Raw genomic sequence first — 19,928 nt, 5'->3', positions numbered from 1 at the left:
AGTAGCATTTATATGGGTTGTTGCGCAAAAAAAAGAGCCGTATAGCTTTGTAACGGCTTTTTTTATATTATCTTCCTAGACCTCTGCTTTCACCTGTCATGTCAAGCACTTCGTCTTGTCCTCTGCTGTTATCGTATGAGTTCATTCTTTTCATATTTCTCGTATAATTCAGACCATTCACAACACTGTCACGAAGTTCATTGTAGGTTTCCGCCTTTACTGGGTGAAAGAACTCCACATACTCATAGCCTGACGTTTTTTTCTCATTTCTGACCTTACGTTTGGGCGAGTCAAAATATTCACCGCTTTTGCCATTTCTGACCTGAACATTTTCAAGCACAAAACTGTCAGAAAAAATCACAGAGCCAACACCCTCTATATCTTTAACGGAACTTTCAAATATTCTTGCCAAAGTGGGCTGAAACCTGTCATTACCGAACTCCACTGTTGTATACTTGCCATCATTTTTACTGAATGAGTCCATTATAGCCGAATTTAGCACCTTTCGGCTCTCTGCGGTGATAGGGTGAAAAACTTCCTTAAACTCCTTAACATATTCACCCTTATCATTGATAACATAATTTCCGTTCTGGTCCTTTGTACGAACCATCAGTGACGGCAATGCAATAAAAATCTCATTACTGTCTTGCCTTTCCATTATCTTCACCGACTCAAGCACATAACTGTCATCAAACTTTACTGTAGCATAACCTCTCAACTGAGGGCTATTATCGTTAGTATAATGCGTTGTTCTCACTGAAATTTTCATTGTAATACAGACCTCCTATAGTCTTCTTCCTCTTTTTTGATAGTTTTCCTCCTGCTCCAACTGCCACTCATCACAATCAAAGTCAGAATATTCGTCCACCACTGCGACATTATTCAGTATACATAAACCTGAAACATAGTTTACACAATTTTCGCAGCACTTGATGTCAAGGTTTCCACAGCTAGTAAACTGACTTATTTTTCGTTCTATTTCAATCACACTTTACACTCCCCCTTTATAGCAATTTCTTTAGCACAGTTATAACATATATGCTTATTTTCTATTTCAAATGGTGCATTAACCTTGCCACAGAAATAGCAATTATGATCCTGTTCATCTCTGTCATTGATAACCAAGAATTCATCATCAAATAATTCTCCTACAAGTGTCTTGTTTTTATCATAGGATTTAAACATGGTATCCGTTAAATCCTGCGGAATAAACACCAAGTAACGATTACCACTCAATGAAACTGCTGACGCATAGCCTGTGTCTAACAGATGTATTTTTTGCGTTTGGTAGTTTTCAGACCATTCTTTCATTTTCATCATACACTGCCTGCACACTGGTTTGCCGTTACATAGTATTCTGCTATGTGTATGCTCTCCGCACACTGCACAAGTATCTGGATTACGCTCATATTTCAGATAGAGCTTATATCCGTCCGTATAAATCTCAACCTCTTTGCAAATTCTGTTTTTATCTATAATTCCTTTTCGTATTCCTGCAAACAGCATTTTTTCTTTATCCTTTTTTGCCATTCACATCGACCTCTCTTTCAAGAATATTTAAGAGCCGTTCCAAAAGCTCTTTATTTTTTCCTGCATCTGTCATATCCATGATGTTGAGAGCATATCTTACTCCTTCAACAAAGCCCAGAGCGTGAGCGTCATCAATTACATTCGCTTGCAGTTCATATTCTTCCTCTTGAAGCTGAATTAATCTCTCTTTCCGCTCTTTGTAGGTTTTCACCCAATGGGTTTGAGCATAATCTGTTTCATAATCATCTTGAAAGCTTATCATGATTTCTTCCAAGATATCAAACTTAGTTTTCTTTGGCGTTTCAATATTCATGTTGTTTCTCCTTTCTGGTATAAAAAAAAGCGTATGAATTTCTTCACACGCTCGGGTTTACAATTTTAAGTTGTGTGTCACTGTGACACACTTATGTATCTAGGTTACTCTGTTCTTTTAACCTTATCTCCACATATTTTCTAACATAAACCGAATTTCTGTTCGAATAGTTTTCACTTTTCTGAAGAAATTCGTATTTTTCGTCTTTTTCTAATAGCTCTGTGAACGTTTCAACTTCTTCTGGCAAGCCCTCTATGCGTACTTTTACCATTCTTATCAGCTTCTATTATTATAATTTTGTTATTATTTATCCATGTCATGACCTCTTGCTCGATTTGTCTATAACATTTGTACTTTATAAGTAGTTTTTCAAGATAGAACTGAGTACGTCATAAATAGTTCTTTTATCAGAAAACCAAAAATGTGCATATGCCATTTCAAGCCGTAATTGTACAAGAGGAGGATGATTTTCTAATGTAGAAGTTGAAATACTCATAATATCAGCTATTTCAGGCAAAAGGGAAGCATAGCTTTCCTTAGAACCCCAATCATAGTCAGAAAGTAATTGTTCGATAAAATTGGCAGTATCAGTTTTTGCTTTATTAAGTATTTCTTTTACCTTTATCTTATCATTAAGAGAATAATATAACATAAGGTTTCTTTCATCATACTTAGCAGAAAATTGAATACCCGACAGGCTAAGACCATTTAAAATACTATTTGCGTGTGATGTTTTTATCATTAGAAACTGCCTATTTGGTATTTCTTTTGCCACCTTACAACCATAATTTAACCACATTCCTTTTGAGAAGTCTTCGATTTCTTTTATTTTCTCATTATTCATATCTCTACCTCCCCAGCCCCTGCCCAGTTGCAGGGGCTTTTTTTCATGTATAGATTAATTGATCCCCTTTTTACTGCCTTTTCAGACAATATCAATTACCTTTTCTTTTTCTTTCAGCTGAACATCACAGCAGACGTTCCAAAAGTTCCTTATTCTTTTCTCTTTTCAGCTAATATAAAGATCAATCCCATAAGTGCAGGAAGTATCATGATCGGTAGTATTCTTGCCTTAATATACTCTGACGGAGTTGACCAATCTGCTTCGTTATTGACAACAATTATCGAGTTGACTGCATTTGCGATAATAAAAGTGATGTTGTAGAAATTACGCTTGATTAGCTTTTTCATTTGAATATTCTCCATAATTTTTATATAATAAAAGAGCGTATGAATTTCTTCACACGCTCGTGTTTGCGATTATTATTGCTGTGTGTCATTTATAACTTCGGTGAACTTATATGTTCCAACGGGAAGTCCTTTTATATTGATTACTCCACATTTATCAGCAGAAATATACGGGAACTCCACAACTTTTCCGTCAGAAGATATTCCCTTCAAGTTATACATCTGTGGTCTATCACTATTCCTTTTATGTAGTTTTGCAAGCTTTGAGAAGAAATTTTTTTTGAGTTTTTTCATTGCTTTTACTCCCATTCTATAGTTTTTATTGAATACCCATATTTGCTTAGATACTCCAAGCACGCCACATAAGGATTACAAAATTTATCTTGTGGCAATGCTTTTTCATCAATAGTGATTTTATTTATTTCCTGTATCACATCATTGAATATCGATTTTAAATTATTATTTTTATAGGAAACGATAGCTGCTGTCTTAAACCACAAAAATGTGTTTTCATTTATTAAAAGACCAATTTCTATGCTATTGCCATTTTTTGAATAACAGTTTCTTCGTATTCCGAATACTCTTTGATTACTTTTGGGTCTGTAAAAAATAATCAGGCTTTCTTCGTTTGTTTCGGCGTACACAGCAAGAAACCCATTTTGTTTACAGTGTTTCTTTAAGTTACAAAATAGCTTTTCAGAAAGATTTAATTTCTTTGGCTTAAAAATTCCTATTGTTCTTATGATATCATATGAACTGCAATTTCTTTCCCATGTTTCTAAATCATCAATAACAAGATCCGTATTGTCCATTGATACCGCAAAATCGTTTGGATACATAGTCAAAAGCATATCAGTAAGCTCGCTTGAGCTAAAACCAACGCCTTCGTCCGCATATTCCTCAAAGAATTGCCCCATAACATATGTTAGCAAGTATGGTAAACTTACAATATCGTATGAAGTCTTGAGAACAGTTTTTGCCGTGCCACCATTTCTTGAAATGACAAACCTTAATTGTCTATAATTTGACAAGAATCTCATCCTTTCTTAGCATTAAATCGACCGATAGTGCGTAACATCTTCTGGGATTTTTCTCCTGAAAAGAGTTTTTTTATTCTGTTAATATCGGTGTACATATATCCATCACTTTCACAATAGCCACCCTCATCGATAAGGTCATAGTATGTATAAGGCGTATCAGGATTAGTGTTGAGGTCAAGAGCTGTAATATGTTCCTTCATAACACTAAAGCCATACATGGTTACAAGCTTGTCTACGATATCATCAACAGATGCTGCATTATACAAATAGATAATGTGTCCGACAAGGAGCAGCATATCTTTGCCCTTTATTTCATTACTGCAAATCAGAGTTCCTGTTTTGTTATCGTCTGCTATAAAGTATCTATACTCATTCATTTTTACCTCCAAAATCTTCTCGCTTTGTCACAGCTATGACATTAGACTTAGGGTCATGAATTATCAAGTTCTCTGTACAGAGCTGTTGCTCTATCAATGAAAAACACTGTCCCATGCCACTATAGTGATTTCTGCGGTGCTTTTTGAAAATCTTTATGATATTATTCATCATCAACCATTATCTCCACATATTTTCTGATATAAACTGAATTTCTGTTCGGATAGTTTTCGCTTTTCTGTAAGAACTCATATCCGTCTTTTTCAAGCTGTTCTGTGAACTTTTCAACTTCTTCTGGCAAACCCTCTATGCGTACTTTTACCATTCTTATCAGCTCCTATTATTATAATTTTGTTATTATTTATCCATGTCATGACCTCTTGCTCTGTCAGTTGTGGATAATGCTCTTTTTTCTCATCAATCTCTGAGCAGATGTTGTTTGTGATATCCTTGGTCCATTCTAAAAAGATATGAAACATAAGTGAAACTACTCCACCGCAGTACACAAGACCGCCAACATTTAGCATTAGTTCAGGTATATCACGTACCATATCTCTCAAATCAATTGTTTCTGATATCTCTGTCACAAAATATCTTTTATCAGTGTAAAACATTATGTACCTTGCGGCACAATCATCAATACGTCTTAATAGTCTTACATTATACCCTTTTTCTTTCAGCTCGTCAGCTATGCATTCTATGACTTTTTGTTCTTTTATCATTTTTATTTCCTTTTTATCACGTTTTCTTAGTTTAAATAGGGAGACAAAATTGTACAAATAAAATACAACGAATAAGATATACAGTATATTCATGATTTCACCTTGAAACGCTTTGCTATTTTCTTCGTAAGTTCAATTGGTTTTCGCCAAGCATATAAAGGATCACCAGTGTATATTGACCACAACAAAGACCAAGATCCTATTACAAGTACATAGCATATAATCAAAAAAAGAGTGTTCACATTACTCTACCTCCCCTGCCCCGTTGCAGGCGTTTTCTTCTATTTAAACTGCTTGTGCTTTGAAAATAAATATGCTATACTATTTAAAAGTCTGAATTTTTAGCGAGTTAAATTTTTGCCAATAGCCTTTGTAGTTTTTTTTATCATGATTTTTAAAAATTTCTCAAAACGTGCCGTATCTGCGGCTGTGGCTTTGTAGCGTTCAGGAACATCATGATATAGTTTAAATGTCAGTCCTTTTCCTTTTTGCCCAAGTTCCATGTATTATTTTTCTCCTGTCATGCTTATTAACTGATATCCATTTTCTTTTAAATATCTGGCGATAACATCTTCTTGATTTTCAAAAAACAGCTCTAATGAATTGTCTACCCAATAAGTATCCGTGTCGGGGTCATAAAAGATTGTAAACCTATAGTCCTCAGCTGCCTTATCTACGCCTTTCATTTTCGCTATCATTTTATTAAAATTGTTATCGCAGCCGTCATAAAATGAAACACCGAGCTTTTCATCATCGCCTCTTTCAAGGCAACCAAGGTCAAACCACTTAGAGTCATCACTTTTATGTATGACGTATATCTTTGTGCTTTTATAATTTGGATAAAATAACAGCAGTTGTTCATGCTCATTAGCCGCATGATATGTCAAGTAGCTCTTACTTTTATAGTGATTTTCCAATCTTTTAAATATGCTCATTTCTCAACTCTCCGAATGATTATTTCTTTTAAGGTGTATCTCCCTGTTAATGCAGCCCTTAAAAGTATCAATATTTGTGAAACAAAAAATACAACGTACAATAGTACTATAAATACATTGTATTTTTGAGGTATAGACCATTCGTTTGAAAAGAAAGAGCAAAGTATTGCAGCTATAGCAATACTTTCAGCAAGAATAGTCAACTCATCTATTAAAATGGACTTTACCGCATATATAATTTTTTCCTTTTTACTAGGATACCTGATTTTAAAAGTTACATCATGGAGTTCATTTTCGTTATTCATCTTCATTTCCGCCTATCTTAGTTTTTCCGCTATAAGTGATTTCCCCATTATGAAACTTGGCTATAATGTTTCCCTCATATGTGTATTTTTTCGAGAATATATTTATCAATATAGCACACTGCATAAAGTAGAAAATTGAAAACATAACTATCATAAAATCATCGTTACCACAGTGTTCTTGCGGTAAGATCCATCCGTTCTCAAAACAAACACATACTAGAATAGCTGAAATGATACTTTTGCCAAACAATCGAATTTCATCTTTTAAAATAGATGTTACTGTATAGATTACTCTTTCTTTTTTGCCTGGATACTTGAAATTAAAATCGATATTCACATTATTCATTCCCGTCCTCCCAAGCCCCTGCCCAGTTGCAGGGGCTTTCTTCATGTATGATAAATTGATCCCCTTTTTACTGTCTTTTTTCAGACAGCATCAATTATCTTTCTTTTCGCTTTCGGCTGAACATCACGATAGCAGCTCCTGCGAGAATGATAGCCACGCTGCACAGTGCTTTGCTGCCGTCTGAGTCATTGTCCGTTACGCCTGTGTTCGGCGTATCAGGAGCTTTCTCATTTACCATATCTGTGTCAACAGTCTGTGCATATGCCACTGTCACCTGTTTGGAGTCAGCCACAAGATAACCGTATGGAACTGTGCTGCCGTCCTCGGTGATAGTGTATGTACCAACTGGAACGCCCTCAAACTTCGCAAGTCCGTCCTTGTCAGTGGTTGCCTCAATGCGTATCTCTCTGCCAGTATCGGAAATGCCTGAAAGGATAAATCTGATGCCCTCAACGTTAGTCATATCAGCAGTTTTCTTGTGTACCTTAACTGTTCCTGTCTGCTCGTTATTAAGAATAGTTTCATCAATAGTCTGAGCATACTCGACCTTGACCTCTTTTTCGTCAGCTACGAGATAGCCGTATGGTACTGTTTCCTCGTCCTCGATAACCATGTAAGTTCCGATTGGAACTCCATCAAACTTTGCTATGCCGTCCTTATCAGTTGTCGCAGGGATATCAATAGCTCTGCCGCTATCAGATGTACCTCTGAGATAGAATTTTATTCCCTCGATGTTCTTCTGACCCTCAGTTGTCTTGTGAACTGTGATAGAGCCTGTCTTTTCCTTGTTCTCAATAGGAACTTCTTTTGTTTCAGCATAGGTTACTGTCACGTTCTGTGGGTCAGCGACAAGATATGCAGTTGGTACTGTTTTCTCATCTTCATAGATAGTATAAGTTCCAATTGGTATCTCACTGAAAATCGCAACGCCGTTCTCATCAGTTACCGCAGGAATGTCGATATCTCTGCCGCTGTCTGATGTACCTCTCAGGTTGAATGTGATACCGCTGACATTGATGTTGCCAACAGTGGTTTTTGTGACCTTTATCTCGCCTGTTTTCTCGATATTCTCGAACGCAACCTCTGCTGTTTCGTTGTATTCAACTGTTACTTCCTGCTCATCAGCAGTGAGGTAAGCCGCAGGAACTGTTGATCCGTCCTCTGTGATGACATACTTGCCGATAACAAGCTTATCGAACATTGCTACGCCATTTTCATTCGTTGTCGCTTCAAACTTCAAGTCCTTGTTTGTATCAGAAATTCCTGTTGCAAAGAACTTAATGCCCTCGATATTGAGATTACCTGTTGTTGTCTTTGTGACCTTTATAGAGCCACTTTTCTTCTTGTTTGTCATTTCAGCCTTGACGATATCATCGTTTTCAGTTATTTCAAACGGATAAGGAGTATCGTCTATCTCGTAAATATCAGGTGCTGAAATCTCACGATAGAAATATTTGCCTATAGCAAGCTGAAACTTTGCAATGCCGTTCTCGTCTGTAGTTCCTGTGATGACCTGTTCTTTATTTTCATTAAGAATTTCAAAAGAACAATCAGGGATAAGCTCACCTGTTGATATGTCAGTCTTTGTTATCTCAAAAGGAATAGTGTTTTGCTCGTTGTCAAAATCCACAACGAACTCCGCCTGCTGTTCAACAAGCTTGATAGTCTGTGTTGGCTCATCAGAAATCGAATAGCCCTTTGGTGCTTCAATTTCTGTCACAGTGTAGCTGTAGCCCTTGTAGATAGCCTTTGTTGTTTCAGCTATGCCGTCTGCGCCTGTGGTAATGGTGTCGATAACTGTTCCTTTCGGATAGATACAATAGCCATTGCCAACGTAGATATCCTCGGCTGCTGCCACTTCAAACTTTGCGCCTGCAAGGTCAGCTCTTGTTTCAGCGTCACGCTTGTGAATTGTTATCTTGCCCTTGTCAGGAGCAGAAGCCTTGTTGATGAACTCCGTTTTAGCCGTCTTGTCAGCGGTAACAGTGATAGCTTTCTTTGATGAAATCATATATCCGTCTGCCGTGGATATTTCTCTCCACTCATAATCGCCCTCTGGCAGACCTGTTACATCAATATCACCCTTATTGTTTGGCGTAAGGTCTGTAGCCTGTGAAGCGAGGTCAGTGAAGCTGTAGCTTCCGTCCTTTCCAGTTGCCTTTACAAACTTGTAGCTGTCACCGACCTTGCAAGCAAGCTGAAACTTGACGGCTTTGTACATATCAGCTGTGGCTGTCTGAGCGTTGCCGAAGTAATCTGTGAATGTTTTGTTGATGTGAGCTGATCCTATAGGTGTTGTTATTTTCAGATAAGCCTTTACTGGGTCTTTATCCTCGTAGCAAGAAACCACCATTTCCTGAACGTCTGAGCCGCCCGAAAGGATAAGAGGTGAACACTCGTCAATGTGGTCAACATACTTGCCCTTTGTCTTTGTTATCGTTATGACAGTGTTTTTCAAGTCTTTCTCATTATCGGCTGTGAGAATTATCTGTGAGCCTGACTTCTGAGAAGTAACTGCGTTCGGCTTTGAAACGCTGAACTGTGATAGAGAGCTGTCAAGCTTAACTGTGGCTGTCCACTTGCCTGTCTTGACATCATATTTTGCAGGATATGTTGCGTTCTTTCCAATCATATCATGCTTCTTCGAAGTACCCTTAGGAATATCATAGTGTGAAAGCATTTCGGATTTCATTTTCTTGTAGCACTCGACCAACTCTTGATGATGAGCAGAAGCATTATTGCCATTGTAGTAATAACTGTTGAGAAGCTTTGTTTCATTGCTTGAAAGCCCTGTTGTGCTTTCATCAAAAAAACGTGCAGAAACCGCCTGTGACATAACACTTGACGCACACAGTTCGATGTCCTTGGAATAGCCGTACTGAGTTTTTCCCTTGTAACTGTAAATACAGAATTCTTTTATCTGATACTGCATATCATCAGGAATATGACCTTTTTTCATGTAATCATTAAGTGTCTGCTGCTTTGAAACTGTTCCGCTATTATGCAGCTTATCAAAGTTAATGCAGTAAGCGTAGTTGTTATCAGATGTTGTGAAATACGGCACTTCTGATGCAAAGTATCCAGTGAAGTGAGTGTCATTGTATTTCCCTGTTTCAATATCATAGCCATTTGGCAGACCTGAGCCACGGAAATCATAGCTCCATGTTGACAGCCACTGCTGAGTGGCTTGGTTTTTGTCGGAGAACGCACTGGCTGTTATGCCTTGTGTAAGAGCCGACAAGCTGAGCAGAAATGCAAGTGCAACACTGCTCAGACGTTTGAAAAGACTTTTCTTTTTCATTTGTTTTCCTCCTAAAAATTTTTTATCTATCTAAAAAGCCCATAGGACTTGAATTTCCGCAATAAAAAAAGCAATCCGAAAGAAAATCGAATTGCTTTTAAACTCTATTCAGTTTTATTTATATCAGTAAAGGAGGTATATTTCCCATGCAGGCTTGCCGTCACTATTGATAGCTGATCCGTCACCATGCCATTCAACGTATACTACAACGTGTGAGTCATATTTTATACGCTTATATAAAACGTCAATGTGTCCTCGTACCTTTTGGTACAATTCATCATATGATGAGTATGTATCAGGTGAAACTGTATCGGGCGTACCCCATGAAGAATTATCAAGGTTAGATGTACTTTCGTCAAGCTCATAGAAGTCATCGGGTGATGAATACCCACATTCCTCATATAATGAATACACATAATCATGTGACAACGTTCTTGAATACGCCTGAAGTTCTCTTTTTGCTCTGTCTATATCATTCTGTGTAAGCTTAAACTTTGGTTTAGCAGTTGTAGTTGTAGTCGGCTTTGGCTTCGGAGCTTGCGTTTTCTTTGCCGTTGTTGTCTGTCTTGTAGTCGTTGTCTGACGTTCTGTCTGTCTTTCTGTCTGACGTTCCGTCTGCTGTGGCTGATAGCTGTTGTTATTGTCATTGCTGTAGCTGTTGTTGCCTGAGCCATTGTTTGAAGTGCTGTGGCTGTAGCTCTGATTATTATTCACTGTGCCGCCATTACTAGCCTTAGAGCTGTTCGTCTTTGCGGTGTTCTTTGGATCAGTCGATGATTTAGAGCTGCTTGTGCTTCTTGTGCTTGCAGACGTTCCCGTTGTGGTAGCCGAAAGGGAAGTTGTTTCCTCACTCTGAGAGGTCAGTGTGGCTTCTGTTGTGGTAGTTGCCGAAGCTTCTGCGCTTGAAGCCGTTGTGGTTGCCTTTGGAGGGGCTGATGATGTGTTGTCTGTGTTGCCACAGGCGGTTATGCTTATCATTGTCGCACTGATTATCAAGGCGGCTATGGCTTTCATTGTGTTCTTCATATGGTTTTCCTCCTTTTTTAGACTTGACATATATCTTAAAGTGATGTATACTTATATATAGAAAAGGTAAACCGTATAGACGGTTGTCCTCAGCTTAAATTATGTAAAATAACCGCAGCTTTGGTAGAGGGGCGGTTATTTTTTTATGCTTTTTATCAGCTCGTTGAGAGCGATAATCAGCACGATAGTCAAGACAAAGAAAGCTAAGTCCATTCTATCACCTCCCGAATATCCTATTTTGCCTGAGCCTTTCGGCTGACAATATTCAGACCATTCCGTGTGGGAGGACACCGCCTACCGTTTAAGTTTACCTTTTCCAAACTAGATTATATCACAATCATTTCTTTGTGTCAATTTTTCATTTTGTCCGTGGACAAATTTAGCTGAAATATCCTGCTTGAAGATTAAGCGAATAGATGTACATATCGTCCATAAATTCCTTTATCATATGGTTTATCCAGAACATATAGTGTGTTCTGAGCATTTCTATCGGTTCTTCTGAGGGCAGTTCTCTCTGCGTATGGAGAAGTGGATAGTAAAGTGACAGCCAGTATCTTTCAGAGTTGCGGTCAAACCTTTTCCAAAAATCTTCTTCGCTGACTTTCATCTCAAAAAGCATATTCTTGAATTGTATCTGGAATTTTTTCGATGTGCGTAAAAAAGCTTTTCTTGAGCCACTGAAATCATGGTTCTCACCCATGCCGTCAAGCTGATTATAGTATGCTTTGAAAATCTTATCATAGTATGCTTTCATTCGTTCAAGACAACGTTCTTCTTCGGTCATTGCTAAGTGCTGTGGCTGTTCCGTAGCCGACCAAAACTCCTCACCGACAAAATCTTTTATTTCGTCAATGGTGTAAAGAAGCATTGTTTTTTTATCAAACTCAGGGTCATTGAGCTTTTCTTCCCCTTTTTTGATAAAATCATCAACTTCATTGCTCGGTCTGATAAGGCTCTCTATCTTCGCTTCATCAAGTTCGGGCAAGTTTTTATAATACTTATAATCTTTTACCATTGTTATACCTCCCATATGTTTTCTACACCTATATTATACCATACAGCAAGAAAACACGTCAACGGCAGAATAGCCAAACTTTCGCACCAAATATTGTGCATTTTTGAATTGATTAAAACATTTATAGGCTTGTTTTCAGGGAAAACTCTCGAGAAAAAAATTACAATGACAACGACCTATTATTTGTCATGTCAAGTGCATTATCTTTTTCAATTTCTTCCCTAACATAATCAGGAACGCTCACTAATTCATCAAATTCAAGATTACCCAAAATCATATACATTTTGTCTTCACTTTCTCCAAAATATTTTTCGTTGTCAAATTCTCTGTTATTATCATACCGCTTCACCAAACTCATTTTTTCGAGATCAACAAAAACATTGATTGGAAATTCAAGTATCTCATCAGTAGTATAGGCAATCGGTATATGAGAAAGGTCAGAAAAATCTGCGTCATTTTCAAATTCGATTACTGTAAATTCATTGATAAGTTCTTTGGCAATGCTGACCATATCCGCCCTTCTTTTAATTGTTTCGATCTCGGCTTGTGATAAATCATTTTTTACGGACTCAATTTCATTTTCAGTAAATACAGCGTATTTTAAAATCTCGTCCTTAAAGATATCTTTCTTTGCACATTCCAAAAGAGCCTGATTAATACTGTCAAAACCGACCTGTTCACAGCAGGCAAGTTCTTCTTTGAGCATTGTAAATCGAGTCTTACGCTCGATATCGATTGGTGTAAAATCAAGAATATCCTGCTGTTCACTGTATCTTTCTTTTACTTCCCAAGAACAGGTATCAAGGTAGGCATTTTTCAAATTCTCCTTACCGATATTATCTGAAAAAGAAGAATAAACAAATGGAAATTCTGCGGCTTTTACACCATAATGCTTAAGATAGTCGATGATATCATCACTTGAAACGCTTTGCGTCAAACGTCCTGCGATATACTCGTCATCGTCCTTAATAGTACAACACTCATATCTATCATCAACGCCAAGCCTTTTGATATATACTTCATCACTTTCTTCCGTATAGCCATACTCTGTGCGTTGAATGTGAGTAATAGATAAACTTAAACTCGTGAGAATACTCATTTTTAACAAGGTCCTTGTTTTCTTCAAAAAAATCTTCAAAGGACTGTCCTGACGCCTGATATTGCTTGATAACATCAAAACTATGTAATGTATTATTAACGTCCTGTTCTGTCATATCTTTTCACCTCTATCGTCCTCGTCATTCTTTTCATCATTCTTGATAGCAATCTTTCTTGCAATCCTTGAAAATAAGATTCCTAATGCTATATATACAGGTATGCATATCATCAGCTTATAGTTTATATTTATCGAAACATTAAGCTTATCTACAGCAAAGCCACTCATGAAATTACCAAAGGTATTCGCTGCTAAGACAATTCCAAATATAAATGCTAGTGCATAAAATGATATCGATATACTTTCAAGCACCTTAATCATAAGTTTGTCGCCAAAGAAATATTTAGCTAACTCCCAAGTCACAATAAATGCAGCTGGGGTCATATAAACCAAAAAGCCTGCCATTAGCTATCCTCTCCTTTTTCTATCTTTTTTAGTCTTTGTGTCCCCCATACGCAGATCAATAATGAGGTCACAACTGAAAAAATCACAAAAATTACTCTCTTATAAAAAAACTCCCACTGTCCTGAATACGACATACCATAGCGTAATATAACTATTGCCGATACAACATTAGCTAAGAATGAAAGAACATATACAGGAAGCATTTGCTTTACAGCACGTTTCATTAAAGCGACCTCCCTGACTTACTTGTGAGGTCAAGGACTTCATCTTGCTCTTCATTATCTAAAAAAGAAGGCAATTGATTAAAGTCCATGTTTTCGTCAAGACTTTTTTCTTCGGGACAATCTATTTCTATGCTTTCCTTGGTAGTGCGATTTTCTGAATAATCTTCAAAGTTTTCACACATCATTTTCTGAGTTATTTCGTTCAATTCATCATATACTTGGTCTAACTCAATCTTGTTATTCCTCAGATTGGCTGATGAGATTTCTCTTTTCTTAACTTCAGAATGTCTAAAAATTTTATTCCAAAGATTAGGCTTTATATCTTTTAAATTTTCCATGTCAGCCTCAGCAAAACTAATTCTGCCTTTGATTTCATCAATCTTGCTTATAACCCTAACACTTGACTCGTAATCTTCTGTGTCGATAAATTTTAAGGTTAAATCAACTTTTTTCGCTATTTCAGGTGGTAACTTGACCGCCTGAATACCTTCATACCTTTTTGGTGGCTCTTCACCAATAAGCCTATACAATTCATCACACGCTTCCGCCTTGAAGTAATGGGACTCGTATAATGAGGAAACGTCCGCAGAAGGTTCCTCTACTTTATAAAAAACACAATCCCAAATAACTTTGTGATTTGCATCCGTAGTTATTCTAGGTTCATCAAAATCCGCTTTTATTCCATTCATATGTATGGAAATAGGTATATCTTCAGTTTTCAAATACTGAATACCATTAGTATGTGAAAGATATGGTAAAACGCTGTTATATGTTTCTTCAATATGCTTAGAATAACAATCATTACCCTCTATGCACGCCACAATTCTATCGTCAATAGTTTTTAACTCTTTTAGATTGCCGCGATTTTTGTAATATTCACTCTTGGCAGAGTACAACTTTACTGCCGCTGACAACTTCTCTCTTTTTTTTGACATTTCTTTAATTTCAAACAGACTATCAGCGATTCGCTTTGGCTCATCAACCACAGGATCGTGTCGCTTTGCAAGATATTTTACATCATCTTTTGACAACCAACCTTTTTCGTAGTCCTGCTTAATGCTTTCTGCACTATCATAAATCTCATTAATAACATTTTTTCTCCGTTTTTCGTCTATCAACCCTAGCTCGACACACTTTAACGCTGCCTCTCCGACACTAGCGAAGCCCATTTCCTGAGCATTATCAAGATTTTCCAATAAATAAGACTCAAAATTGCTAATGGAAACATCTTCTCCGCCGTATGGGGATATATCTTCATATGATCTTAATTCAGCTAACTCGTTTTCAGCTTCTTCAACACAGCTTTTGAGATATGCCTTCTTTATGTGTTCCTCACCAAACAAATCTGAATATGCTGAAAGTATAAAAAGACTTTCCGAGGGTTTTAAATCTTCAAGAAGATACTTCCCAATGGTTTTGGTTTCAATAGGCAAATTCAGACGTTCTTCCCAACTCATACCGTCTATCGTGTTATCTAAAATGCTTCCCTTGCTTGGATCGTAAACATTAACTAAAACGATGTTTTCAGTTTTGGCAGTTCTATCACCAAAAGTATCAGAGCCAAGTCTACGTTCTATGTAGATTTTTTCAGACAGCCAATGACGGTCAATATGTCTGCTATAATACGGCGTATCTATGCTATCCGTATACGTTGCCATTACTTTGTCCTTATTTTCCTCAAAGAACTCGTAAAATGATTTTCCCGAAGCCAGAAATTGCTTGATAACGTCAAGACTATGCAATGTATTCTGAACGTCCTGTTCTGTCATATTTATTTCCCTCTTTCTATCTTTATCTTCCTAAACCTCTGTTCTGACCTGTCATATCAAGAACTTCATTTTGCTCATGATTATCTAAAAAAGGAGATAGCTTCTTAAATCCAATGTCATCAACATAATATGCCGTATCTCCTATCTCCACAACATCACTTATAGACAACGAATGACCCATGAAAGCTTCTGGCATTGTTTCATACCTATTGAATTTTGAGTATATATTCTCAAGCTTTTCATCGACAGAGTTACCTTTTATCTCAGAAATCTTCCCCTCATAAACAAGGTCATAATCAGTCTTATTAAGATTAATGCCAATCGCTTCTATCATATGGTAAGGCTCGAATCTTATTCCATGATATTTTTCTCCATCTTTTAACTGATATATTTTATAGTTCTCACTTAAAACCGCTCTTGTGTGTTCTGTCCTACGCTCATCAATAAGTTTTTTATAAATAATGTTATCAAGGTCTGAGATTTCGACCCCATTCTTTCTATTTTCATCTATTCCTTCAATAAAGTAAGCTTTGGCTTCAGTTCTCATTGTTTTAATCATTTTATCAATGTACTCACCAGTATTGTTTTGGGGAACTTTTAAACAATCTTGTTTTATTTTATCGTAATCTCTCTCAGTTATTAACGTTGTATAAAGCATATACTCAAGCCTTGAAATTGCAGGCTCGTTTGTATCATTCCAATCCATAGCCATTTCAGCACTTTCAATATACTGCTCTTTATCGGCTGCACTCATATTTTGAGCGTAATGAGATACAAGTTTGTTTGCATAGTTTTTATCAGCGTTATCCAACACATCTTCTATAGCCAAGTTATAATCCTCAAGGTGATCGTCCATTTTCTCGTAACGATAGATAACGTCATCAATAAAAGTGGTACTGTTTTTCAGAAAATCTTTTGAAAGGTCAATGTTGCCTATTTTCAGACTATCCATTTCGTCCAAAGCGTTGAGTATATCCTGCCGTCTATCGTCACTCTCTTTGATATAGTATGCCTGAGATATCTCCGCAGGCGTTAGCTCGATACCGACTCTCTTGCCGTCAATAACACGCTCGATAGTCATTGTGTCGGTAGTGAGCTTCTTATACACATATAGCGTAGCATAGCAGTCACCCAAGCTGTTATGTGCTTCTTTATGCTCGGACCAATCATAGCCATAGTAGTCTGCCGCTATAGTGAGTTTCTGCCATTTATAGCTTCCTCTTTGGTCATTCCACTCGCCATAAATCGGTGCAAACATTTTCATTGCGTCAGCATATTCTGCGTTTAAAAATTTTGCTCCGTTGTGTTTTAGAAAATCTGCGTCAAACCTGACATTGTACCCAACGATTTTATCATATCTTTTTAAGATATCATTTATCTCAGGCATGACCTCTTCTATAGTCGGTGAATTTGCTACCATTTCAGGCGTGATATGATTAACACGTTCCGCCTCTGCCCACTCCGTGTGCTGAGTGGGTCTTATGTAGCTGTCAAAAAGAACTGCGCCCTCATTATCAATGATAGACACCTGAAGAAGCTCGTCCTCTGCTGCGTTCAAGCCTGTTGTTTCTGTATCAATCACAATATAGTTTTCTTCCATTATTAAACTACTCCTTCTTGCCTCTTGAGCTATCCTCATACTTGTCACCTATTTCATACTCATCGTATTCTGTTGGTGTAACATCTATCCATTCCACACTTTCTTCGTCTTTTCCATCCACGTTGTCGATGAAACTAACTTTAAACTGGTATCGTTGATGTGTTATAAACGTGCTTTTTGTGTATTCCTTGTCTATAATTGTGCCAACAGTACTATAATTTATAATACTTTTTAATTCGCTGTTTATGACAGAAATTCCCAAACACATCACAATTGTAATAAATAATAAGACTAACCACGATTTGATTTCTTTAGGCATTATATCAATCCTTTCTACCATATTATTCATTATTAGTGTCAATTATCTTTTATTCTCCGCTAAGTATTTTATGATACACAAAAAGCGTTGCAAAGCAATCACCCAAGCTGTTATGAGCTTCTTCATGCTCAGCCCAATCATAATCATAGTACGCTGCCGCTGTTGTGAGCTTCTGCCACTTATAATCTTCATGATACACACTGTATTCACCGTAAATTTCAGCAAATTGTATCATCACATCTTCAGTACGAAATGCATTGTACTCCTCATCTGTTATGATATCGCTTCCCATGAGAAATCTCAAATCAAAATCAACGTTATAGCCGATTATCCAATGTGCCTGCGATAATATCGCATATAGTTCAGCGGCTTTCTCGTTTATATATGGTGCGTCCGCTACCATTTCAGGTGAAATGCCATTAACGCTTTCTGCTTCCCACCAATCTGTGTGTCTGATTGGTTTGAAGTAGCTGTCGAAAAGAACGTTTCCCTCCTCATCAATGATAGACACCTGCAATAGCTCATCATGAAAAGGGTCAAGTCCTGTGGTTTCGGTGTCTATAACAATTGCCTGTGGATACTCTTTTTTCGGATAAAGCTCTTTTGTTTTCTCGGTTAATCTCCATATCAATTTTCTATAAGGCAATAAGGCAGCTTCAACCGCTTCGTCAAAAATCTTTTTCTGCTCCTCTTGGCGTTTCTTTTCCTCGGCTTCTTTACGCCACTTGCGGTTAAGTCTTGCCAGCTTATTTTTTCTGTCCCTCTCAGGCTGAAAAAAATCCTGCAACTCTTTTTCTGTTGCAGGCTCTACCTCATCAGGGCTATAGTACACATATGAGGTTTGACAATTCCTATTTGCCCAAAGCTCAACGCCTTTAGCGTCTTTTTTCGGCAACTGTCCTAAGAGCGCCCACTGACGTATGGTTTTGTATTCTTCAAATTCAGGACAATAGTTCTTAGCTTTCATATCATTACCTTCATTTCATTACTTACATAAAAATCTCGAACCTCATCTTGAGCGCTTCAATGTAATACGGCGCATATGTGCAGTTGAAAATACTATCTGGTGCATAGTACTTACTTGGTACGTATGCTTTCTCATCGTCCTCGTTGATATATGTTTCAGGTGGGTCCGAATCATAAACTGATCCGTCCCAAAGGTTAAACGCCAAGCGTGTTGTTTTCTTGCTCGTATGCGTCTGAAAAGGCTTGTTCAAGCCCTCAAAAATAATCACGTCTTTTCTAACGTCATATAGTGCGCTTATATGTTCACGAAGCACGTTATCCATCGTGAGGAGATACGCAAGTGACAAGTGATAGCCGTCTAAATAGGGCATTTTCTTGCACAACTTATTAAACAGTTCCTCGTGTTCTTCATCATAGAATATCATTATTTTTTCCTGCCTTTCTTGAAAAGTCTGTATTTTTCAGGAATAAATTCTCTGATTATTCCTCAAATTCCTGTTATACAAAGAGCTGCACCCAGTGAAATGTAAAATATTCTTTCCATTGTCTAATCACTCCTTTTACCATAAAAAAAGGACACCTGAGATTTCAAGTGTCCTTACGTTTATATTCGATTTTTTTCTGCCCTCAGACAAGATCATTTTTCAGCTTTGAACTTGTTATATGTTTCCTCGTCAAGTTCTGCAAGCTCCAAAGCTTCAGATAGCTTAAACCCTCTTGCTAAAAGGTTGTCGATTATATTCATCTGCATTTTTATATTAGCTTGAGTTTGTTCCAGTTTCTCGCTTGACTTTTCTACGGATTCATTCGAGCTATGTACTTCTTTCTCATTTATATCCTCTTTTATCATTTCCATCGTAATATCTTTGCCGTCATTGTATTTATCAATCCAATATCCTTTTATTTCACAAATAAGAGCAGCAATTATATTACTTATTAGGAATGGTAAGAATGCGTAATTTAATGCTGCCTGCACTATTCCTTTTGGTGTGTAGCCAATCGATATCAAAAAATCGGAAGAATCATATTTTTGAAACAGGCTATCAGGTAGAACATCAAAAATAGCGTCCTTAATGTATATCATCAATCCAATCGCAGTAGATAATATAATATTTGCTAATGTAGCAACTTTGTTGTTAGCCATGCAACTGACAATTGACCATGAAATGGTTATTGCTAATACTATCAATACATATTGTATGATGAAATCATATGAATTATTTCCTAAATGTGCAATTTTGTTAAAGACATCAAAAAGTACGGCTACCGATATAAGCTCTAAAAAGACACTATCTAATAAAAATGAACGTAATGATGTCGTCATTTTATTTAGTGACCTTATAAAATCAATCAGAAAAAAACATATTGATATTATTACTAGCATTGCTTCAGA

Annotated in this window: 29 protein-coding genes; all 29 read right to left on the bottom strand. The window is 37.0% G+C overall.

Features of this window, described 5'->3' with window-relative positions; translation table 11 throughout:
- Positions 1 to 67: 67 nt before the first annotated feature.
- Positions 68 to 769 carry a septation protein SpoVG family protein gene (locus tag AB5627_RS02700; protein ID WP_195550920.1) on the bottom strand — a complete coding sequence of 234 codons (702 nt, stop codon included), beginning with the start codon at positions 767 to 769 and terminating at the stop codon, positions 68 to 70.
- 15 nt (positions 770 to 784) lie between these two features.
- Entirely contained in the window at positions 785 to 988 is a 204-nt protein-coding gene (locus AB5627_RS02695; RefSeq protein ID WP_118157211.1) for a hypothetical protein, read from the bottom strand.
- Positions 985 to 1,530 (bottom strand): hypothetical protein, encoded by a 546-nt coding sequence (locus AB5627_RS02690; protein ID WP_287215381.1) that lies wholly within the window; start codon positions 1,528 to 1,530, stop codon positions 985 to 987. The genes AB5627_RS02695 and AB5627_RS02690 overlap by 4 nt, the downstream gene beginning before the upstream one ends.
- Complete coding sequence (locus tag AB5627_RS02685) at positions 1,514 to 1,843, bottom strand: hypothetical protein (RefSeq protein WP_286962139.1); 330 nt, start codon at positions 1,841 to 1,843, stop codon at positions 1,514 to 1,516. Before AB5627_RS02685 ends, AB5627_RS02690 begins: the two co-directional genes overlap by 17 nt.
- A 91-nt stretch (positions 1,844 to 1,934) precedes the next feature.
- Entirely contained in the window at positions 1,935 to 2,114 is a 180-nt protein-coding gene (locus AB5627_RS02680) for a DUF3970 family protein (RefSeq protein WP_195220739.1), read from the bottom strand.
- An 84-nt stretch (positions 2,115 to 2,198) separates the two neighbouring features.
- Positions 2,199 to 2,687 carry a hypothetical protein gene (locus AB5627_RS02675; protein WP_038672553.1) on the bottom strand — a complete coding sequence of 163 codons (489 nt, stop codon included), beginning with the start codon at positions 2,685 to 2,687 and terminating at the stop codon, positions 2,199 to 2,201.
- A 149-nt stretch (positions 2,688 to 2,836) separates the two neighbouring features.
- Entirely contained in the window at positions 2,837 to 3,034 is a 198-nt protein-coding gene (locus AB5627_RS02670; protein WP_038672555.1) for a hypothetical protein, read from the bottom strand.
- A 72-nt stretch (positions 3,035 to 3,106) separates the two neighbouring features.
- On the bottom strand, positions 3,107 to 3,325 hold the full coding sequence (locus AB5627_RS02665; protein WP_368369662.1) for a hypothetical protein: 219 nt from the start codon (positions 3,323 to 3,325) through the stop codon (positions 3,107 to 3,109).
- A 5-nt stretch (positions 3,326 to 3,330) separates the two neighbouring features.
- The gene (locus AB5627_RS02660; RefSeq protein ID WP_333635013.1) at positions 3,331 to 4,062 is read right to left on the bottom strand and encodes a hypothetical protein; all 732 of its coding nucleotides are present in this window, start codon (positions 4,060 to 4,062) and stop codon (positions 3,331 to 3,333) included.
- 5 nt (positions 4,063 to 4,067) lie between these two features.
- The gene (locus AB5627_RS02655) at positions 4,068 to 4,448 is read right to left on the bottom strand and encodes a hypothetical protein (RefSeq protein WP_278339928.1); all 381 of its coding nucleotides are present in this window, start codon (positions 4,446 to 4,448) and stop codon (positions 4,068 to 4,070) included.
- Positions 4,441 to 4,620 carry a hypothetical protein gene (locus tag AB5627_RS02650; protein ID WP_256321797.1) on the bottom strand — a complete coding sequence of 60 codons (180 nt, stop codon included), beginning with the start codon at positions 4,618 to 4,620 and terminating at the stop codon, positions 4,441 to 4,443. Before AB5627_RS02650 ends, AB5627_RS02655 begins: the two co-directional genes overlap by 8 nt.
- On the bottom strand, positions 4,610 to 4,771 hold the full coding sequence (locus AB5627_RS02645; RefSeq protein ID WP_256321798.1) for a DUF3970 family protein: 162 nt from the start codon (positions 4,769 to 4,771) through the stop codon (positions 4,610 to 4,612). The genes AB5627_RS02650 and AB5627_RS02645 overlap by 11 nt, the downstream gene beginning before the upstream one ends.
- Entirely contained in the window at positions 4,731 to 5,168 is a 438-nt protein-coding gene (locus tag AB5627_RS02640; protein ID WP_256321799.1) for a hypothetical protein, read from the bottom strand. The genes AB5627_RS02645 and AB5627_RS02640 overlap by 41 nt, the downstream gene beginning before the upstream one ends.
- 341 nt (positions 5,169 to 5,509) lie before the next feature.
- On the bottom strand, positions 5,510 to 5,671 hold the full coding sequence (locus AB5627_RS02635) for a hypothetical protein (RefSeq protein ID WP_181987037.1): 162 nt from the start codon (positions 5,669 to 5,671) through the stop codon (positions 5,510 to 5,512).
- A 3-nt stretch (positions 5,672 to 5,674) separates the two neighbouring features.
- Complete coding sequence (locus tag AB5627_RS02630; RefSeq protein WP_038672342.1) at positions 5,675 to 6,103, bottom strand: hypothetical protein; 429 nt, start codon at positions 6,101 to 6,103, stop codon at positions 5,675 to 5,677.
- Positions 6,100 to 6,408, bottom strand: a complete 309-nt coding sequence (locus AB5627_RS02625) for a hypothetical protein (RefSeq protein ID WP_038672340.1) — start codon at positions 6,406 to 6,408, stop codon at positions 6,100 to 6,102. The genes AB5627_RS02630 and AB5627_RS02625 overlap by 4 nt, the downstream gene beginning before the upstream one ends.
- Positions 6,401 to 6,799: a hypothetical protein gene (locus AB5627_RS02620; protein ID WP_038672338.1), complete on the bottom strand. Its 399-nt coding sequence runs from the start codon at positions 6,797 to 6,799 to the stop codon at positions 6,401 to 6,403. Before AB5627_RS02620 ends, AB5627_RS02625 begins: the two co-directional genes overlap by 8 nt.
- 49 nt (positions 6,800 to 6,848) lie before the next feature.
- The gene (locus tag AB5627_RS02615) at positions 6,849 to 10,055 is read right to left on the bottom strand and encodes a SpaA isopeptide-forming pilin-related protein (protein ID WP_368369661.1); all 3,207 of its coding nucleotides are present in this window, start codon (positions 10,053 to 10,055) and stop codon (positions 6,849 to 6,851) included.
- Positions 10,056 to 10,178: 123 nt separating this feature from the next.
- Positions 10,179 to 11,081 carry a hypothetical protein gene (locus AB5627_RS02610; RefSeq protein WP_368369660.1) on the bottom strand — a complete coding sequence of 301 codons (903 nt, stop codon included), beginning with the start codon at positions 11,079 to 11,081 and terminating at the stop codon, positions 10,179 to 10,181.
- Between the two features lie 379 nt (positions 11,082 to 11,460).
- Positions 11,461 to 12,096 (bottom strand): hypothetical protein, encoded by a 636-nt coding sequence (locus tag AB5627_RS02605; RefSeq protein WP_038672571.1) that lies wholly within the window; start codon positions 12,094 to 12,096, stop codon positions 11,461 to 11,463.
- 160 nt (positions 12,097 to 12,256) lie between these two features.
- Positions 12,257 to 13,195, bottom strand: a complete 939-nt coding sequence (locus AB5627_RS02600) for a hypothetical protein (protein ID WP_333635162.1) — start codon at positions 13,193 to 13,195, stop codon at positions 12,257 to 12,259.
- A gap of 111 nt (positions 13,196 to 13,306) precedes the next feature.
- Positions 13,307 to 13,657, bottom strand: a complete 351-nt coding sequence (locus AB5627_RS02595) for a hypothetical protein (protein ID WP_256321573.1) — start codon at positions 13,655 to 13,657, stop codon at positions 13,307 to 13,309.
- Positions 13,657 to 13,881 carry a hypothetical protein gene (locus AB5627_RS02590; RefSeq protein ID WP_256321572.1) on the bottom strand — a complete coding sequence of 75 codons (225 nt, stop codon included), beginning with the start codon at positions 13,879 to 13,881 and terminating at the stop codon, positions 13,657 to 13,659. The genes AB5627_RS02595 and AB5627_RS02590 overlap by 1 nt, the downstream gene beginning before the upstream one ends.
- Positions 13,881 to 15,650 (bottom strand): hypothetical protein, encoded by a 1,770-nt coding sequence (locus AB5627_RS02585; RefSeq protein ID WP_333635163.1) that lies wholly within the window; start codon positions 15,648 to 15,650, stop codon positions 13,881 to 13,883. Before AB5627_RS02585 ends, AB5627_RS02590 begins: the two co-directional genes overlap by 1 nt.
- 22 nt (positions 15,651 to 15,672) lie before the next feature.
- Positions 15,673 to 17,250: an exonuclease domain-containing protein gene (locus AB5627_RS02580; protein WP_333635164.1), complete on the bottom strand. Its 1,578-nt coding sequence runs from the start codon at positions 17,248 to 17,250 to the stop codon at positions 15,673 to 15,675.
- 7 nt (positions 17,251 to 17,257) lie between these two features.
- Positions 17,258 to 17,569 carry a hypothetical protein gene (locus AB5627_RS02575; protein ID WP_368369659.1) on the bottom strand — a complete coding sequence of 104 codons (312 nt, stop codon included), beginning with the start codon at positions 17,567 to 17,569 and terminating at the stop codon, positions 17,258 to 17,260.
- Between the two features lie 49 nt (positions 17,570 to 17,618).
- A complete protein-coding gene (locus AB5627_RS02570) occupies positions 17,619 to 18,536 on the bottom strand; it encodes an exonuclease domain-containing protein (protein ID WP_368369658.1) in 918 nt (305 codons plus the stop codon).
- A 22-nt stretch (positions 18,537 to 18,558) separates the two neighbouring features.
- On the bottom strand, positions 18,559 to 18,960 hold the full coding sequence (locus AB5627_RS02565; RefSeq protein ID WP_287216462.1) for a DUF6075 family protein: 402 nt from the start codon (positions 18,958 to 18,960) through the stop codon (positions 18,559 to 18,561).
- Positions 18,961 to 19,172: 212 nt separating this feature from the next.
- Positions 19,173 to 19,859, bottom strand: coding sequence for a hypothetical protein (locus tag AB5627_RS02560; RefSeq protein ID WP_368369657.1), 687 nt, complete (start codon positions 19,857 to 19,859; stop codon positions 19,173 to 19,175).
- Positions 19,860 to 19,928 lie beyond the last annotated feature (69 nt).

It is taken from the genome of Ruminococcus sp. RTP21198st1_G1_RTP21198_201120 (genome assembly GCF_040924265.1).
GTDB classification, from domain to species: Bacteria; Bacillota; Clostridia; order Oscillospirales; family Ruminococcaceae; genus Hominimerdicola; species Hominimerdicola aceti.
The sequence above is the reverse complement of the archived record's forward strand: the minus strand, read 5'-3'. Positions and strand labels throughout refer to the sequence as shown.

Coding starts and splice junctions, on each gene's coding strand:
- AB5627_RS02595 (WP_256321573.1), bottom strand. CDS start 13,657: ATGGCAGGCTTTTTGGTTTATATGACCCCAGCTGCATTTATTGTGACT.
- AB5627_RS02645 (WP_256321798.1), bottom strand. CDS start 4,771: ATGGTAAAAGTACGCATAGAGGGTTTGCCAGAAGAAGTTGAAAAGTTC.
- AB5627_RS02680 (WP_195220739.1), bottom strand. CDS start 2,114: ATGGTAAAAGTACGCATAGAGGGCTTGCCAGAAGAAGTTGAAACGTTC.
- AB5627_RS02610 (WP_368369660.1), bottom strand. CDS start 11,081: ATGAAGAACACAATGAAAGCCATAGCCGCCTTGATAATCAGTGCGACA.
- AB5627_RS02605 (WP_038672571.1), bottom strand. CDS start 12,096: ATGGTAAAAGATTATAAGTATTATAAAAACTTGCCCGAACTTGATGAA.
- AB5627_RS02655 (WP_278339928.1), bottom strand. CDS start 4,448: ATGAATGAGTATAGATACTTTATAGCAGACGATAACAAAACAGGAACT.
- AB5627_RS02700 (WP_195550920.1), bottom strand. CDS start 769: ATGAAAATTTCAGTGAGAACAACGCATTATACTAACGATAATAGCCCT.
- AB5627_RS02580 (WP_333635164.1), bottom strand. CDS start 17,250: ATGGAAGAAAACTATATTGTGATTGATACAGAAACAACAGGCTTGAAC.
- AB5627_RS02575 (WP_368369659.1), bottom strand. CDS start 17,569: ATGCCTAAAGAAATCAAATCGTGGTTAGTCTTATTATTTATTACAATT.
- AB5627_RS02665 (WP_368369662.1), bottom strand. CDS start 3,325: ATGAAAAAACTCAAAAAAAATTTCTTCTCAAAGCTTGCAAAACTACAT.
- AB5627_RS02615 (WP_368369661.1), bottom strand. CDS start 10,055: ATGAAAAAGAAAAGTCTTTTCAAACGTCTGAGCAGTGTTGCACTTGCA.
- AB5627_RS02620 (WP_038672338.1), bottom strand. CDS start 6,799: ATGAAGAAAGCCCCTGCAACTGGGCAGGGGCTTGGGAGGACGGGAATG.
- AB5627_RS02630 (WP_038672342.1), bottom strand. CDS start 6,103: ATGAGCATATTTAAAAGATTGGAAAATCACTATAAAAGTAAGAGCTAC.
- AB5627_RS02600 (WP_333635162.1), bottom strand. CDS start 13,195: ATGAGTATTCTCACGAGTTTAAGTTTATCTATTACTCACATTCAACGC.
- AB5627_RS02670 (WP_038672555.1), bottom strand. CDS start 3,034: ATGAAAAAGCTAATCAAGCGTAATTTCTACAACATCACTTTTATTATC.
- AB5627_RS02585 (WP_333635163.1), bottom strand. CDS start 15,650: ATGACAGAACAGGACGTTCAGAATACATTGCATAGTCTTGACGTTATC.
- AB5627_RS02560 (WP_368369657.1), bottom strand. CDS start 19,859: ATGACGACATCATTACGTTCATTTTTATTAGATAGTGTCTTTTTAGAG.
- AB5627_RS02640 (WP_256321799.1), bottom strand. CDS start 5,168: ATGATAAAAGAACAAAAAGTCATAGAATGCATAGCTGACGAGCTGAAA.
- AB5627_RS02590 (WP_256321572.1), bottom strand. CDS start 13,881: ATGAAACGTGCTGTAAAGCAAATGCTTCCTGTATATGTTCTTTCATTC.
- AB5627_RS02625 (WP_038672340.1), bottom strand. CDS start 6,408: ATGAATAACGAAAATGAACTCCATGATGTAACTTTTAAAATCAGGTAT.
- AB5627_RS02690 (WP_287215381.1), bottom strand. CDS start 1,530: ATGGCAAAAAAGGATAAAGAAAAAATGCTGTTTGCAGGAATACGAAAA.
- AB5627_RS02635 (WP_181987037.1), bottom strand. CDS start 5,671: ATGGAACTTGGGCAAAAAGGAAAAGGACTGACATTTAAACTATATCAT.
- AB5627_RS02570 (WP_368369658.1), bottom strand. CDS start 18,536: ATGAAAGCTAAGAACTATTGTCCTGAATTTGAAGAATACAAAACCATA.
- AB5627_RS02650 (WP_256321797.1), bottom strand. CDS start 4,620: ATGATGAATAATATCATAAAGATTTTCAAAAAGCACCGCAGAAATCAC.
- AB5627_RS02685 (WP_286962139.1), bottom strand. CDS start 1,843: ATGAATATTGAAACGCCAAAGAAAACTAAGTTTGATATCTTGGAAGAA.
- AB5627_RS02675 (WP_038672553.1), bottom strand. CDS start 2,687: ATGAATAATGAGAAAATAAAAGAAATCGAAGACTTCTCAAAAGGAATG.
- AB5627_RS02565 (WP_287216462.1), bottom strand. CDS start 18,960: ATGATATTCTATGATGAAGAACACGAGGAACTGTTTAATAAGTTGTGC.